This window comes from Bacillus sp. DX3.1 (genome assembly GCF_030292155.1).
In the GTDB taxonomy this organism is placed as follows: domain Bacteria; phylum Bacillota; class Bacilli; order Bacillales; family Bacillaceae_G; genus Bacillus_A.
This window is the reverse complement of record NZ_CP128159.1, coordinates 135,550-151,980: the sequence shown is the minus strand read 5'-3', so window position 1 is coordinate 151,980 and position 16,431 is coordinate 135,550. Positions and strand designations below refer to the sequence as shown.

Here is a 16,431-nt window from a genome sequence, read left to right as displayed (position 1 = left end):
GCACTATCGGTATGGAAAAGTTTAGGAGATTACTTGCAAGAGCTTTAGAGTTCTTGCACCAGAACCGTAAAATGAGAAATGATATTTTTATGTAAAAGTGAATAATCTGTAGTCGAATTTTAAAATAAACAAGTTAATTAATCTAGCTTGTTTATTTTAGTATTATGCAATATTTTTCATGCAAACGATTGCGTTTTTCGTATATAATGAAAACGGATACATAAGTGCTTTATAAATTTAAAAAAGGGAAAGGGAGAAAAGAGATGAAAAAACAGTTTCAATATTATGGTATTGTCATTTTATCTGTCTTGATGTTATTTGTATCTCTATTAATTCCACAAGCAAGTTTTGCAGCCGTAAATGGAAAAGGAATGAATCCGGATTACAAAGCTTACTTAATGGCACCATTAAAAAAGATTCCGGAAGTAACAAATTGGGAGACATTTGAAAATGATTTAAGGTGGGCAAAACAAAATGGTTTTTATGCTATTACTGTTGATTTTTGGTGGGGAGATATGGAAAAGAACGGGGATCAGCAATTTGATTTTTCATACGCACAGCGTTTTGCTCAATCAGTAAGAAATGCAGGTATGAAAATGATACCTATTATTTCTACACATCAGTGTGGTGGAAATGTTGGCGATGATTGTAATACACCAATTCCTTCATGGGTTTGGAATCAAAAAAATGATGATAGTCTTTACTTTAAATCTGAAACCGGAACCGTTAATAAAGAAACATTGAATCCACTTGCTTCAGATGTAATTCAAAAGGAATATGGTGAACTATATACGGCATTCGCAGTAGCTATGAAACCGTATAAAGATGTAATCGCAAAGATATACTTATCTGGGGGACCAGCTGGAGAACTGAGATATCCTTCCTACACATCTGCTGATGGAAGCAGTTATCCATCACGTGGAAAGTTTCAAGCCTATACAGAATTTGCAAAATCAAAATTCCGTTCCTGGGTATTAAATAAATATGATTCCTTAAATGAAGTGAACAAAGAGTGGAGTACAAAACTTACTTCTGTTTCAGAAATTTTACCACCAAGTGATGGGGAACTGTTTCTAAAGAATGGATATAACTCTTCATATGGAAAAGATTATTTAGAATGGTATCAAGGTGTTTTAGAAAGTCATACAAAATTAATTGGTGAATTGGCACACGATGCCTTTGATCCAAGTTTTCAAGTACCAATCGGCGCAAAGATTGCAGGAGTACATTGGCAATATAATAATCCGGTTATACCTCACGGGGCAGAAAAGCCAGCAGGGTATAATAATTATAGCCATTTACTTGATGCTTTCAAAAGCGCAAAGTTAGATGTAACATTTACTTGTCTAGAAATGACAGACAAAGGTAGTTATCCAGAATATTCAATGCCTAGAACATTAGTACAAGAAATTGCAACATTAGCTAATCAAAAGGGAATTGTATTAAATGGTGAAAATGCTTTAAGTTTAGGAAATGAGGCAGAGTATAACAGAGTTGCAGAAATGGCTTTTAATTATAATTTTGCTGGATTTACGTTACTTCGTTATCAAGATGTAATGTATAACAATTCATTAATGGAGAAATTTAAGGATTTATTAGGTGTGACTCCTGTTATGCAAACGATTGTAGTAAAAAATGCTCCTACAACAATAGGAGATACTGTTTATATTACTGGGAATCGTGCGGAATTAGGAAGTTGGGACACGAAACAGTATCCAATTCAATTATATTATGATTCTCATAGTAATGATTGGAGAGGAAATGTTGTGTTGCCAGCTGAAAGAAATATAGAATTTAAAGCATTTATTAAAAGTAAAGATGGAACGATCAAATCATGGCAAACCATACCACAAAGTTGGAATCCAGTCCCACTGAAGACTACCTCTCATATAAGTCGGTGGTAATTATATTATGTAAACAAAAAAGATCCTTTAATATGTGATAAAGGATCTTTTTTGTTTTTGAAGGAAAAATAAATCTTAAAAAATGTCACATTCCTCTTTCTAGTTCTGTTGCAAAGTTTCCGAAGACATAAAGAGATGGGGAATATTGCGGACCAGTTTTATGAAACTATTAATAATTCATGTAATGCGTTATACGTCGAAAAAACGAAGTTTGGTTGAAGACTTCGCTTTTGTTTGTATATGGCATGAACAGTTTCTATACCTTTAATAGTACGTGAGGCATGGCGAAGACTTTGAAAGCCTAAGGAACGGGAAAATCGACGTTTCACATGTCGATGATCTTGCTCGATGATATTATTGAGGTACTTTATTGTACGATGAAAGGTATTTTTGTAAAGACCTATCTCCTTTAATTTTTTGAATGCGGAAGCTAAAGAAGGAGCCTTATCTGTCGTCAGAACCGTTGGTTCTCCAAAAGTTCGAGCGAGTCTTTTCATAAAAGCATATGCTGCTTGTTTGTCTCGTTTTTGACGAAGTTGAATATCAAGTGTTTGTCCCTCTTTATCAATTGCTCGATATAAATAACACCACTTTCCTTTAATTTTGATATAGGTTTCATCCAAACGCCAAGATAACAATGTGTTTTTGTTTTTCTTCTTCCAAATTTGATAGATAAGATTTCCATATTCATGAACCCAGCGCATGATAGTTGTTGGATGAATAGAAATACCACGTTCTTTGAGAATTTCAGACACATCGCGATAGCTTAAAGAAAAACGACAATAGTAGCCAACGGCTACCAAGATAATATCTTTCTCGAACTGTTTTCCTTTAAAATATCCCATTTGTTACGCTCCTTGTTTGTTTTTTACAGAGTTTAGCTTACTTTAGAAAACTTTGCAACAGAACCAAGAATATTAACATTTATCTAAAGGTAAGGGAAAAACATACTATGTAACAGCAAGTGAAGCCTATGTATATGTGAAGTGAAATTGAAATAAAGATCCGACTCTGTTGTGGAGTCGGACCTTTTACTACCTTTTTGATGCCCTATATCCTGCGGCTTTTGCGTCTGCTTCTGAGCAAAACATTTCTTCGGGATTTGTTTTATCATAGAATTGTTGTCCGGGCATATGATAAATTTTTTCTCCCTTACTGTTTCTATTCCCTTTTATATTACAAGAGTTGCTTTGTACAGGTTTCGCTTCTGGTTTAGGTTGAGAATCTGAAGTTGTGGTTGAAGCTTGTTGCTCATTTTGAGTTTGTTGTTGTTTCTTTTGTTCTTCTTGTTGTTTTTTTACTTCTTCTTGTTTACGTTTCTCTTCTTCAAGTCTCTTTTGCTCTTCTTGCTTGCGTGTTTCTTCTTGTTTATGTTGCTCTTCTTCAAGCTTCTTTTGCTCTTCTTGTTTTTTCTTGTCTTCATCAACTTTTTGACATTCTCTTAATTTATTATCTAGTTCTTTTTCTTTTTCTAGCAATTTTTTCTCCAGTTTCTCTAAATCTTTTTCTTTATTGATTAATTGTTGCTCTTTCTTTTTCAATTCAGCTTTCTGAGCACTACTTGTATCACTATTACATGCTGTAAATAGAATGATAATCAAGAAAAATAATGAAATGATAACACGTACAGCTTTTGTAAAATGTTCATGCTTCCACATTAAAAACAGACCAATTGGAAAGAAGATAATTAAAAAGAAAATAGTCCAAAATTTACTTGGCATTACTTGCTTCCCCCTTAAAAATTATGTACATATTACAATATTTAGTATAGCAGAAGGAAACGAAGAATTTTACATAAATTATTACTTGCGGAATTAATTTTGTAAGAAATAATACTTCTCTAAAAAATATAAAAGCTAACTTCTCCAAAGAGTTAGCTTTATGTGTTCATCATATTAATTAACGCATCACCATCAATTAATTGGTTCTGTTGCAAAGTTTCTTAACACATTAACAGTGGAACAGATTACAGACGAATTTTATAAAATCGTTAGTAATTGTTGTAATTCGTTATACGTCGAAAAGACGGAGTCTGATTGAAGACTTCGTCTTTGTTTATATAGGGCATGAACCGTTTCGATTCCTTTTCTTACGATTAGTCAACTGTTTTTCAGAGTTCTAATTCATTAAATGTCAGAGATTTTATGTCAATTATATTGCAAACCAAATACCCCTAATATGTGTTCATTTTTTTACTAGGGGGGAGAATATGATATGATGAATGAAACTATGATTTCAGGCGGTTAACCGATAATCATAGTATATATTATGTGTAATGAGATAGAAGAGGAGCTTCAATAACTTATTTACACATGCAATGGACGCAACTTTATGACATTTGTTATAAGGTTGCGTTTTTAGTTTATCGTAATACTCAACAATATGATTTTTTCCGTAACGTCGTTGTTTAATCATGTTCTGGATGATGAGGAACAGGAGCTTCCGCAAATGTTTACTTCCACGTTTATTGATTTTATCTTTAAAAAAGGTTTTACCTGATTGAAAACGACGTATATCAATACCAGCAAATGCATTGAGTTGCTTATTACTGGTGAAACGAGTAATATCTCCTATTTCAGCCATTAAGCGTATGGCAGTATTCGGTCCAACTCCAGGAAGACTAAGAATGATATTGTATTCTGCACGTTGTCCGGCTATATGCACCATCTTGTTAATACAGCATTCTTTTTGGTGAAGAAGCTCTTGATAACGTCTTGCGTATAATTTGAGTTGATCACACAGAACATCGTTCTGAGAAACGGCTGGATAGGAAGTTTTCGCTATTTCAAGTACCTGAATTGCTTTTTTCTCCGCCGTGATAGTTGATATTTTTTTATTGGTGTTGGCACGAATACGATTTTTTATAATGGTTTTAGAAAGACCTAAAACACAATCTGGATGAGGAAATAGTTGAACAAAATTTAAAAATAAATCAGATTTACTGGTAAACATTTTTTCCAATTCAGGAAATGTTAATTGGATCACTTTATGCATACGGCCACGAATCATCGATAATTCACCATCCAATTCGCTATACAATCTAGAAAGAGATTTTAACTGATAGAATAAGTTATCAGTTCCAGTAGATACCCTTCGGGTAACCGTGAAATGAGTGAGAGCCAATCGGTGTGCATCGCTTCGGTCTGTCTTATGAATCCGCAAGGAATCACATTGCAGTTTGGCTTCTAATGGGTTCAATAAACAATATGTATACTGGTTATCTTGCATGAATCGCTCTAGCTGCCTGGAATAGATACCTGTTGCTTCGAACACAATTTCAGGTGATTCACCAGTTTCATCTGTAAGCTCATGTATCTTTTCATGTAGCTTTTCAAATTCAGGCTTAGAATGTTTGATTTCACTTTCAAATACACATTGTTTCTGTGAATTATAAATTACCATATAACTTTTACCCATACTGATATCAAATGCAATTACGTGTTTCATATAGTTCCTCCTTAGGTGGAATTGAAGTCTTCAACTTACACTTATCGATTCCCATTTCTTATACACGATCTCGAGGACCAACATACTAAAAACTGATTCAAATAAGGTAAGAGAAGAAGGCCAGTTTATCGTACCGATTCTAAACCCTAAAGGACTCACGGCCTTTTCTTCACTTCTACTATATAAAAAATAGTAGTGCGAACCAATGCCTTGGTCTACACTACTAATCTTAGTATGTTTATCGTACGTGAGGCATGACGAAGACTTTGAAAGGTTCTGTTGCAAAGTTTTTTTACACATAGAGATATGGGAAGATTGTGGTCAAATTTTATGAAACCGTTAATAAATTCTGTAATTCGTTATACGCCGAAAAGACGGAGTCTGATTGAAGACTTCGTCTTTGTTTGTATATGGCATGAAGCGTTTCTATCCCTTTTATCGTACGTGAGGCATGACGAAGACTTTGAAATCCTAAGGAACGAGCGAAACGGCGCTTCACGTGTCGATGATCTTGCTCAATGAGATTATTGAGATATTTTGTTGTACGATGAAAGGTATTTTTGTAAAAGTCTATCCTCTGTAATTTTTTAAATGCGCAAATTAAAGAAGGAGCCTTATCTGTAGTCAGAACCGTTGGTTCTCCATAAGTTCGAACCAGTCTTTTCATAAAAGCATATGCCGCTTGTGTATCTCTCTTTTTACGCAGTTGAATATCAAGCGTTTGCCCCTCTTTGTCAATGGCACGATATAAATAACACCATTTTCCTTTGACTTTAATATAGGTTTCATCCAAACGCCAAGATAACTGTACCGTTTTGTTTTTCTTTTTCCAAATTTGATACATCAGATTGCCATATTCATGTACCCAGCGCATAATCGTTGTGGGATGAACTGAAATACCACGTTCCTTCAGAATTTCAGACACATCACGATAGCTTAGAGAAAAACGACAATAGTAGCCAACGGCTACTAAAATGATATCTTTCTTAAACTGTTTTCCTTTAAAATATCTCATCTTGTCGTGCTCCTACTCATTTTTTCTAAAATGTAACGTGGTTTAGAGAACTTTGCAACAGAACCGATTTTTCTATGTTATTGCAAAACTTTTTGCTCAGTCGAGCAAAAGCCGAACTAAGTCCCCACATCAATCACTTATCAAAGAATACTGGGGCTATTAATCAATCAATTAAGAAAGTTACTACTTATATTGATAATATTGTCCTAGAATATGAAGGTGTTACTACAAAGGATTTCCTCACCAAACGTAAATATGAAGCTTTAGAAACTGTTTTATCATACCTAGTACAAGAAGGCTATTCCCAAGTAAAACAAGATCATATCAGCAAAAAATCAGGTATTTCGAAACCAATTATTAACTACGTGTTTAATTGGTTGCAAGATTTGGGAGTATGCCAACAGATTAAAGTACGAAGACACGGTAAAATTGCCCCTTCCGTTTACATTTTAACCATGCATAATAATTATTTAAAAATTATAGAATACTTCAAGGTAAAATGGGCTGTAGCAATTGATGTATGTTCTACTTTTACTAAATTATTAAAGAATAAATTTAGTAAGAAAACCGCTGAAGTTAATCATGAAGATATGAAAAATACTAAACAGGTTTCACCTAATTCTTTGGATATTTTTAATATAGAAGAACAATTAAAAACCGATGCTGAAAATGACTCAAAAGCATTTAATAACAGATTACAAGATTTAGATGATTACCTAAGTAACGATCAGAAAAAAGTTTATCACTACATATTAAGCCAGGAGCTAACTCACCTTACCGAAAAAGATGCATACACAATTGCCTTAAGAATGCCATCTGATATCGATCGATATGCAAGATGGGATTTTGAAGAATGTGTGCAATGGTTCCAGTTTAATAAAGCTGAAAACAGCAATCCTGCACATTTTATGAAAATGTTCAACCAAAAATCTAAGCAAAACTGGAAACGAAGAAGTCGTGAATCAAAAGAAAAAATCTCATTATATGGTACAAATCCAAAAAGTGAATTTGTTTTCTATAATTTTTTAGAAGAGAATAATTAATCTAAAAAAATCATAATAGTGTGTAGCCTTGCTCAAAAAAATCATATACAGCAAGGATATTTGTCATGTCCTCTTATAATTCTCAATTAATTAATCACTTCTCGACATGAGAAGCTTTAAAAAAACGCCTCATTTTCTATGATTTTTTATCATTGTCCAGACATTTCATCTATGAAACTTCCACCTTTATAATTCCGAAAATTCACTCATTTACCGGCAAATTAACTTTGAAATTTACTAAGCTAAAATCTTGAAAAGCTTGTCAGAGTAAGTTTAAATGGTCAAATTTTAATTCTAATGTTTTTAGTGGTTTTACTTTTTTAAAACAAGATTTAATAAATATAGTATTCTGTTGGGTTTTTTCTGTTATTTTTTGTAATCATTTAGGGAGGCTCATCCGATTTATAAATTAAATAGGGAATCTTGTAAAAACATACAAGATTCCCTATGCTTTAATAATTTACTTGTTATTTAAGTTATTTTCTAAATAATTTAGCAAACCATGATTTTTCTTGTTGAGTAGATGCAACTAATTTCTTTGTTTCTTGTATTTCTCGAACTACTTCTAATAACTGTTGATCTCTGTTATTTATTTTTCCATCAAGAGCCTTTTTTTGTTCATCAATCTTATTCAGTAGCATTTGATTAGTTTGTTCTAAATTGTTTATGCGCTTTAAAAGTTCTATGTTCATAGCCTTTTGCTCTTGAAAATATATAGAAACCTCTTTCATGCTTTCATACATTGTCTGAATAATTGGTTTCGTTATTTCGTCGTCCTCGTCACTCTCTTCTACTACAATATAATTTACATTTTGTTTCAACATCTGTTCTATTACGTCTGGTGGCTCTTGTGCATCTTTCATATCAGCAATTAATTTAAAAAGCTCTAAGGCTTCCTGTTCATATCTTAGTGTTCGCCCCTTCGTCCCTGCGACGGTTGGTAAATATGGTTTAAATTGATCCCGCCAGGCTTGAAGAGTTGTCCGTGGCCGCCCAAGCATCCTAGCTATATCTGCAAGGGAATATGTTTTCTTGTAAGGTTCTTCTCTATCCATTTCATCGTCACCACCTCATCGTCATACGTTGCTATCGATGTCCGTCACGTTGTCATTTCATTGTTATACATCATCATCGATGTCTGTCATGTTGTCATTTCGTTGTTATACATCATCATCGATGTCTGTCATGTTGTCATTTTGTCGTTATTCATCATCATTGATGTCCGTCATGTCGGCATCTAACCGTTATGTGTCTAATTCGTTTGAAAGAAGATATTTCCTTGTTTATTTGGAAATTTTTAAGTGTATAAGTTAATTAAAATAACAAGTACGATTTAAGTGGTTCTGGTGCAAATATATGAAGAAGAACATGGATGATAGTAGATTCCTAACGGAATCGTATTTTATGCTATAAGTCCAAACACTCGGTGGATGAACTCTTTCTGATTTTGGACAGACTGATTCTGTAAATCAATTTGTCCCTTTTTTATCATATGCATGGCTTCCACACCACTCAATATAGAAGTTGCTGTTTTATATGACTTAAATCCCAACATAGAACGCACACGTTTCTTAATAAAACGATGATCTTGTTCCACTATATTATTAAGATATCTAACTTGTCTTAGTTGTATGCCTTCGGGCATATGGCTCTCTTCTTTCAACTCTTGCATCGCTACAGGGGAGGCAGGGTTCTTATCTACTGTTATCACACGAGGTTTAGAAACATACGAAAAAGCCAAGGCTTTCTTGAAAAAGCACTTGGTTGCTTGTTTATCTCTTGATTTACTAAGATAAAAATCAATGGTGTTCCCTTCGGAATCTACAGCACGATATAAATACATCCATTGACCTTTTACTTTGATATAGGTTTCATCAACTCTCCATGAGTCATTTGTTGATTTAAGATGATATCGTACTTTCTCTTCTAATTGAGGCCCATATTGATGAACCCAACGCATAATGGTTGTGTGAGCGATTGATACTCCTCGTTCTTCCATCATTTCCACCAGGTTACGAAAGCTTAAATTGTACCGCAGGTACCATCTTACTGTTAATAAGATTAGTTCAGGCTGATAGTGTTTCCACTTGAATAAGTTTTGCTTTTCCATACTAATCACGTCCTTTTTTAAAGTACTAGTATGTCCAAGTTTCGAAGATTCGTTACATAAGCCTTATAGTTTTTGCACCAGAACCATTTTTATTTATAATAAAATAGGACCCTTCTTGTTTCGATGAAACAATCAAGTTCTTTTTTCTAGTGTTTATAGAATTAATTCTATAAGTTACCGATGAAGACGTGTTGCAGCTCCTCTCATGCCCTCATAGATTTCTTGTACGGAAAGACAGTGTCATTTCTTCGTCAATGTTATTATTGCCTTCTTCGATAAAATAATTTACCGCATATCTTAAAACATTCTTTATGACTCTATGTAGTTCCTAAGCTTCTAAAGATATGAATAGATTCCCCTTCTATACACCTAAGGGTTCTCTCTTTCGTTCCACTGACAGTTGTTAAATCAATTTCTTCAGGCCTGTATTGTTTTTCCCGGATTTTCCAAACTTCCTAACTATATCTATATATCTACAAGGTAGTTTTGTACTTATGATGTATACACGATCCCGGTTCAGCTAATAGTGAACATTTATATAAAAAACGCTAGAAAAACGGATAGTGTTCACGAATAATTCTACTTAACATATTATCGTTAGGTTGTTCAGGATCTAATAATTTTGTTTCAAATACTAATCCAACTAAGGAAACCTTTGATTCTCTTACACATATCTAGTAGAATTTTTGTATTAGAAGTAAACCTCTAATATCTCATAGACAAATTGTGTTTTAGTAAGTACTAGTAAATTCCGGAGAAAATCTCAGTAGAAGTTAGATATTTTTATACACCAAAAAGTGAAAGCAAATCTGAATATGGAAATAGGCTTTTAAATATAGTATAGGTACATATAAGTCATTTCATACTTCTCAGAAGGTAAAAATTCAAAAAAGATGGATACCATCCATAACGCATGGATAACGAAGATATGGCGCGCATGACTTTTATTCTACTATAACCAAAAGCGTTGGTAATACTGAGGAAAACGTTATAAAAACGGATAGTGTTCACAACATAACACCTTCTCTCAAAAAATATAAAAAACACTTTTAAAGGAAACAGCATTCTAATAAAGAAAAATAGTGTAACACACAAATAACGGAGGTGTGAAATTTGGAATATGGATATTTTGCACAAGAAGTAGCAAAACAATTAGACATTAACACAAATACGCTTCGGAGATGGTCAATTGAGCTAGAAAAAACGGACTATATATTTGACCGAAACGAGCGGAAACAACGCATTTACTATGAAAAAGATATTGATATTTTAAAACAGATGAAAGAATACTTAAATCAGAACTGGAAATTAGAAGAAGCTGCAACGAGAAGCATTGATATCACTGAAGAAAACGCCAAAGAAACGGATAGCGTTCACGAAGAAATAAACACCGAGATAACACTACCAAAACGTTCGGAAAATGACATTTCAGTAATTCAAGATAAATTTTTGCACATGTTTCAGCAACAAGAAAAAATTGTACAACAAAACCAAGATATCATTGAATTATTGTTACAAGAGCGTTCAGAGAAAGAAGAGAAAGATGCACAAATACAGTTACTACAAGACAAACTAGATAACGCTATTGGACTACTAAATGAAGATCGTCAAGATAACACCAAAAAAACGTTCATTCAGCGTTTATTTAACCGTGATTAATTTACTTGTGTATAATTCACAATAAGATTTTATACACAATATATATTTAGGATACCTATGACTTAACTTAAATGGGGTATTCTTTCGCAGAAATCTAATAGATTTAGCGTATTACATTCTTTTGTACCTAACGAGTTCCTGATAAAGATTGTTCTCCATTAGAATATAATCATCCTATATAGCAGTTAGATATTCACCAAAATATATGTTCCAAAAGTGATTAATTAATTTGATTTTAAATCATAATACTTTATATTCATATAGGCTAAATTAAATTGAAAATTAAAATCGGATATAACGAGAGGTATTGATGTTACTGAAAAAAACGCCCAAGAAACGGATAGCGTTCACTAAGAAATTGACACCGAAATAACACTACCAAAACGCTCGGGAAATAGCGTACAAAAGCAATTGAATGAATTATCCCCAAAAAAAGATAATCTGGATGAATTACGTTTAAAGCTTGAAACAGAAAGACAAGATGTTTTAGGAAAGCTTAGCTTTATGATTCCAAATGATGAAGCGTACACAGAACCCGACAAGAAATTTAAAGAGCTTACGAAACAAATAAATGAACTTTTGTGACGAATAGACTATAGTTATTTTGTAAACCTTGCATGCATCTTTAAAATAATGTGAAGTAGAGATAGTGTAGTTCAAAGACAATCTGCATCAAAGAACAGGATTTCTTATTCAACAAACGGGTGCTTTTCTTGAATAAGAACCCGTTGCTTACTCAATAACCTAAGTCCATTAAAATGCATGAAGAATCCCTTTTTTTTAATCGAAAGTAGGCATTCTTCATGCATTAATGTTGCTTTAAAATAAAGTTTGATTAAAAGTGTTGCACAAAACCTTATGTTATAAATAAAAAAGGGACTGCATTTTTAACAAAGTTTGATAAAAGTACAGTCCTTAATTAAAGGTTATTTGATTTTTTTAGAATAAAGTTTGATAATTTGATGGCATTTAATTCAACTGTCGCATCTTCCACAAAAGCCCATATTGAACAATAAATTAATTCACAAGTTGTTTATTAAAAATAGAAATTGAATATAAATTATTATGTAGTAGATTATTTATTATTTGCTTGTTTACATTAGCGTTACGTAGTACTTCATTTTCAATATTTATAAGTTCTGAAAGCTGAATCCATTTATAATCTACAATTTCATCTTCTTCGAGTTTAATTGAACCTCCAATTATTTCACCTCTAAAATGAAACAATATAACTTGATCATTAGAGGCGCTAATAAAATTGTATACCCCTGTTGTATATTGGAGATTTACTTCTAAACCTGTCTCTTCTTTTACTTCTCTACAAGCTGCAAGTAAAATATCTTCCTTCTTTTCAATTCTTCCAGAAGGGAAATTCCACTTATCAATTGCTGATGGTTTATTTTCTTTTATCATCAAAACTTGGTTATCTCTAACGATAGATACACTTACAACTAATACAATCTCATTCTGAATCATTTAATTTTTCATCTCGCTTTATTTTTTATGTACTGATGAATCACTTTTCATTATCAACTGCCCTTTACTTGAATAAAAATTCTTAATTTTATTGTACATAAAATGGTAAATAAAAACAGCTTGAGATTTAGTGTAATCAGCACGCTGTTTTTTATCAAACTTTATTATAAATTATCAATTTGTTTTAGAAATTATCGAACTTTGTTATAAATTATCAAACTTAATTACAAAGCCACACAAATAATTTTTTTGTATATAAGCAATACAAAGTAGACACTAGAAAAAATAACGGGAAGCCTTGATAACTCTGGATAAAACGCTACATAAACGGATAGCGTTCACGAAGAAACAGCCATCGAGATAACACTGCCAAAGCGTTCGAAAAACGCCATTTCAGTAACAAAACCAAACTAGATAAAACCATTAAATTACTACCTGAAGACCGTCAAGATAACAAAAAGAAAACGTTCATTCAGTGTTTATTTAACCGGAATTAGTTTATTTTTATATAGTTCATACTGCAATTTTGTGTACAAATACGAAAAGAAATATGTACACAATTAGCATATCAGATTCTTTTATACCTTATGAGATCCTGATTTATCCTTAAATAACTTTCCAATTTAAATATAATATTTTTCTTTATAATTTCTTTTAAAGCGGCCATCAACCGCTTTTTTTTGTATATTTAGCCTGGACAAACAAATTATGTTGGGATTCTCAAAAGTAATTGAAGGTGAACCATTATTTATTAAAATCTAAAATTGCAACACTAAATACAGGAATTGATCCGCCATCTATGGAAACGTTCTCTAGAGCTTACAAAATTAATTTCAAGAAGCGCATATGATAAATCTGACACACGGCTTATTACACCCATCTGGAATATCTAATAAGCTTCTCTTAATAATGTACAGTCACAAAAGTTAATTAAGTTTTTATAAGCTACTACATTTAAATATTGAACTCATCATTTGAAAATTTATTTATCATAAGGATATTTTCTGAAGAAATACCTATATAAAATAAATATCAAAAAGATATTTATTTTATATAAAGAGGAATCAAAATACCTTCTCATCAATTTTAAATATAAAGTTAATTTATTCAGAATATCTAAAAGATATATTTAAAATATCATATTCTTTTTTACAATCAAATATATATCTAAAAGATATCTTTTAGATATATATTTGATGTCTATAATTGAAATCCACATGTTTTTGTGTTATAATATATCTAATAGATATTAAAAGGAAATAAAATAAAAAATAGAGGTGATTTACAATGACAGATTTAAAAGCAACTAATCTTCATTTAAATATTGAAGGAGATATTGGTAACGATTCATTTAAAGGGTATATTAATGGACAATATATAAAAATGAAGAATGTATATCAAAGTGTTTACTCCATGCCAAATGTTACGGAAACGAATACTCAAAAGAATGTAATTAATTTAATAGATAGCATGTTCGTAAATATTGCTAGTAAGTCAATTAGAAGATCTGGAATGTATTTTATTGGTAATCGAGCGATGATGACTGGAAAAAACCCTAAAAACATGAATATTAAAGTGGGCCAGAAGTATAATGATGATTTACCACTGATTAATATGCTAGGTCTTCTTGCAAATAAATCTGTACAACTTGAATGGGAGCAAACTGAAGAACTACCTCAATCCATTAACGTTACAGTTGATCTCATTTCAGCAATTCCAGCAAGTCAATGGACACCTGCAAATGCTAAGCATTTAGAAAACCGCTTTACTAGCTCAAATCATGTTGTAATTGTTTATGTCGGTGAAGAACAAGTAACAGTTACCTTAACATTTAACAGTGCAAATATTACTCAAGAAGGTGTTCCTCCTTTATATGCAATCCTTGAAGGCGAAGAAGATATGTTTAGTGATTTTATTAAACTATATAAAGACAAACTTGAGGTAGAAACAATAAAAGGATCGTTCTTTAAGAACAAAAAGATCTTACATAGTGACATTGGAGATGGAACAACTGAGTATATATACACTGTTGGCGTAAATCCAGTAATTGATGCTTGTAGTGGAGAAAGACGTGGAGTTGGGCATGCTACAGAAGAAGCTGTCAAACTATTGAATCAGGAACGTGGAACAAATATTAAACGTCAACAATTCTCGCAAATCCTTCAAGATGTAGACCATAAATACCATGAAGAGTCCACTGGGTATTTTAACATTACAAAAGTGGAACAAGCTGAACTTATTTTAGAAGATACTGATGAGAAGTATGTAAATAATACAGCAAGTGAAGCTGAAATTCTATGCGTATACGGCGGCGGAAGTGTTACTTTTAAAGACGAACTATACGATCAGTTACTAGAGTACTGTAATCGAGTTGGAATGTACTTACTGTGGATTCCAGAACAATATGCTGTAGATATGAATGCTAGAGGGATGCAAGTTATCAAGAAAATTCTTACTCGAAAAAAGGTGAGATAATATGTCCGACAAAAAAAGAGAGTCTTTCTTTTGGAATCTCAAAAAAATTGAGAACGAGGAATTCTTTAAATGGTTTGAATCTCAAGGAAACATAGCAGATTCATTATATAAACTTGTCTGTTACTTTATTGATAAACATGGCTTACAAGATGTCGGAGATTATAAGATTCAACAGCAAATGCAAAGAGAAATCTTACTTCAAGATAAAGATTTTTTAAATGAAGTTAAACGGGTCATATTGAATGATTCAAACCTTATTCTCAAAAAAGAAGACCCAAATACCCATAATGAGATAAAATCTCCTAATGAGGAAATTGAGACTTCTGAAGAGCAATCCGATAATGAAGGTGTACAAAAAGAAGAAGTTTCTACATCTGAAACTAAAGTTTTAAACGATGAATATGAAGATCTTGATACAGCAAGTTTATTTGGTAATTAGTGCTGTCAAAATACCAAAAAGAGTCCTGGATAATTAGGACTCTTTTTTAGCTTTTATAAAAGTAAAATTTTAGATAAATGATTATTTCAAATGTGATATGGATACATATTTTTCTTAGCCCCGTAACAATGAGAAACAGTAATATTTCGATTATTTATTTTACCACTTGAACAGCTGCTGGTTTCCAGCCCTGATTCTCTACCCAATCAATGTTTACCTTATATTTTTTATTACTTTGCTTGTTTCGTACATTACCGTAGGCTTTATTATTACCATTATTCCCAATAAATTCAAAAATCAATTGGCTCTCTGGAACATCAACAGTATAAGAAATCGCTTTTTTCATCTCATTCCAATCTACTGTTCCTTCCTTAAATTTCATTGCGGGTTTTGCCCCTTGCTCTATACCAATTGGCTTCCAAGAAGGATTTGTTTGAGTACCTTTTTCTTGAGGTATCGTTTTTTCTCCCTCTTTATTTTCATTTCCGTTTGTTTTTACTGCTTCTTCTGCTTTTCGTTTCTCTTCTAACTGTGCTACTTCTTTTTTCTTTATGGGTCAAGTCTGTTCAAAATCAAGTGAAGTTCATTCATCAACTATTTGGAATGGCTGTATAAGAACAGATTTCATTAGGAATCTATATACCTTTTTTAAATAAATGCAATCTTTATACCAGAATCCAAAAATCTATACTTTAAACTAAGCTTCAACTACTTTATTTATGTTTCCAAATTTAAAATCTAACTCAGCCATATCATCAAGAATTAAACTACTATTTCTCTAATAAAATCTAATATAAATATATATCTTATATATATTAAAAACATAAAGATAAAACTTATATAGGATCAAAAAATAAGGTTAA

The 16,431-nt window shown here is 32.1% G+C and carries 12 protein-coding genes and 4 pseudogenes; 7 read left to right on the top strand and 9 right to left on the bottom strand.

What is annotated here, in order from left to right; all coding sequences use genetic code 11:
• Positions 1-263: 263 nt before the first annotated feature.
• Entirely contained in the window at positions 264-1,904 is a 1,641-nt protein-coding gene (locus tag QRE67_RS26830; RefSeq protein ID WP_286125458.1) for a family 14 glycosylhydrolase, read from the top strand.
• Between the two features lie 158 nt (positions 1,905-2,062).
• Here QRE67_RS26830 and QRE67_RS26825 read toward each other — a convergent pair whose 3' ends face one another.
• The 5 genes and pseudogenes from QRE67_RS26825 to QRE67_RS26805 form a co-directional block, all read right to left on the bottom strand.
• Positions 2,063-2,749, bottom strand: coding sequence for an IS6 family transposase (locus tag QRE67_RS26825; protein WP_098929416.1), 687 nt, complete (start codon positions 2,747-2,749; stop codon positions 2,063-2,065).
• Positions 2,750-2,938: 189 nt separating this feature from the next.
• On the bottom strand, positions 2,939-3,625 hold the full coding sequence (locus QRE67_RS26820; protein ID WP_286125457.1) for a sunset domain-containing protein: 687 nt from the start codon (positions 3,623-3,625) through the stop codon (positions 2,939-2,941).
• Between the two features lie 258 nt (positions 3,626-3,883).
• A pseudogene (locus QRE67_RS26815) lies at positions 3,884-3,991 on the bottom strand (IS6 family transposase); the annotation flags it as partial.
• Positions 3,992-4,139: 148 nt separating this feature from the next.
• Complete coding sequence (locus QRE67_RS26810) at positions 4,140-5,351, bottom strand: IS110 family RNA-guided transposase (RefSeq protein WP_286125456.1); 1,212 nt, start codon at positions 5,349-5,351, stop codon at positions 4,140-4,142.
• Positions 5,352-5,679: 328 nt separating this feature from the next.
• Entirely contained in the window at positions 5,680-6,366 is a 687-nt protein-coding gene (locus QRE67_RS26805; protein WP_286123491.1) for an IS6 family transposase, read from the bottom strand.
• A gap of 74 nt (positions 6,367-6,440) precedes the next feature.
• On the opposite strand from QRE67_RS26805, the gene QRE67_RS26800 reads away from it, so the two are divergent.
• Complete coding sequence (locus QRE67_RS26800; protein ID WP_286125455.1) at positions 6,441-7,409, top strand: Replicase RepFR55; 969 nt, start codon at positions 6,441-6,443, stop codon at positions 7,407-7,409.
• Between the two features lie 476 nt (positions 7,410-7,885).
• On the opposite strand, the gene QRE67_RS26795 is transcribed toward QRE67_RS26800, so the two are convergent.
• Positions 7,886-8,464: a DUF3967 domain-containing protein gene (locus tag QRE67_RS26795; RefSeq protein ID WP_286125454.1), complete on the bottom strand. Its 579-nt coding sequence runs from the start codon at positions 8,462-8,464 to the stop codon at positions 7,886-7,888.
• Between the two features lie 347 nt (positions 8,465-8,811).
• The gene (locus QRE67_RS26790) at positions 8,812-9,519 is read right to left on the bottom strand and encodes an IS6 family transposase (protein WP_286125453.1); all 708 of its coding nucleotides are present in this window, start codon (positions 9,517-9,519) and stop codon (positions 8,812-8,814) included.
• 1,113 nt (positions 9,520-10,632) lie between these two features.
• Here QRE67_RS26790 and QRE67_RS26785 point away from each other — a divergent pair.
• Complete coding sequence (locus QRE67_RS26785) at positions 10,633-11,178, top strand: MerR family transcriptional regulator (protein ID WP_286125452.1); 546 nt, start codon at positions 10,633-10,635, stop codon at positions 11,176-11,178.
• Positions 11,179-11,565: 387 nt separating this feature from the next.
• Positions 11,566-11,763, top strand: a pseudogene (locus QRE67_RS26780) (ABC transporter ATP-binding protein); the annotation flags it as partial.
• A gap of 432 nt (positions 11,764-12,195) precedes the next feature.
• Here QRE67_RS26780 and QRE67_RS26775 read toward each other — a convergent pair.
• Positions 12,196-12,654, bottom strand: a complete 459-nt coding sequence (locus QRE67_RS26775) for an NUDIX hydrolase (RefSeq protein WP_286125451.1) — start codon at positions 12,652-12,654, stop codon at positions 12,196-12,198.
• Between the two features lie 407 nt (positions 12,655-13,061).
• Between QRE67_RS26775 and QRE67_RS28975 the strand changes: the two are divergent.
• The 3 genes and pseudogenes from QRE67_RS28975 to QRE67_RS26760 all read left to right on the top strand — a co-directional run.
• Positions 13,062-13,151 (top strand): annotated as a pseudogene (locus tag QRE67_RS28975) (MerR family transcriptional regulator); the annotation flags it as partial.
• A 790-nt stretch (positions 13,152-13,941) separates the two neighbouring features.
• Complete coding sequence (locus tag QRE67_RS26765; RefSeq protein WP_286125450.1) at positions 13,942-15,129, top strand: ParM/StbA family protein; 1,188 nt, start codon at positions 13,942-13,944, stop codon at positions 15,127-15,129.
• Between the two features lies 1 nt (position 15,130).
• On the top strand, positions 15,131-15,568 hold the full coding sequence (locus QRE67_RS26760; protein ID WP_286125449.1) for a hypothetical protein: 438 nt from the start codon (positions 15,131-15,133) through the stop codon (positions 15,566-15,568).
• Between the two features lie 154 nt (positions 15,569-15,722).
• Here QRE67_RS26760 and QRE67_RS26755 read toward each other — a convergent pair.
• Positions 15,723-16,112: pseudogene (locus QRE67_RS26755) on the bottom strand (YrrS family protein); the annotation flags it as partial.
• Between the last annotated feature and the right edge of the window lie 319 nt (positions 16,113-16,431).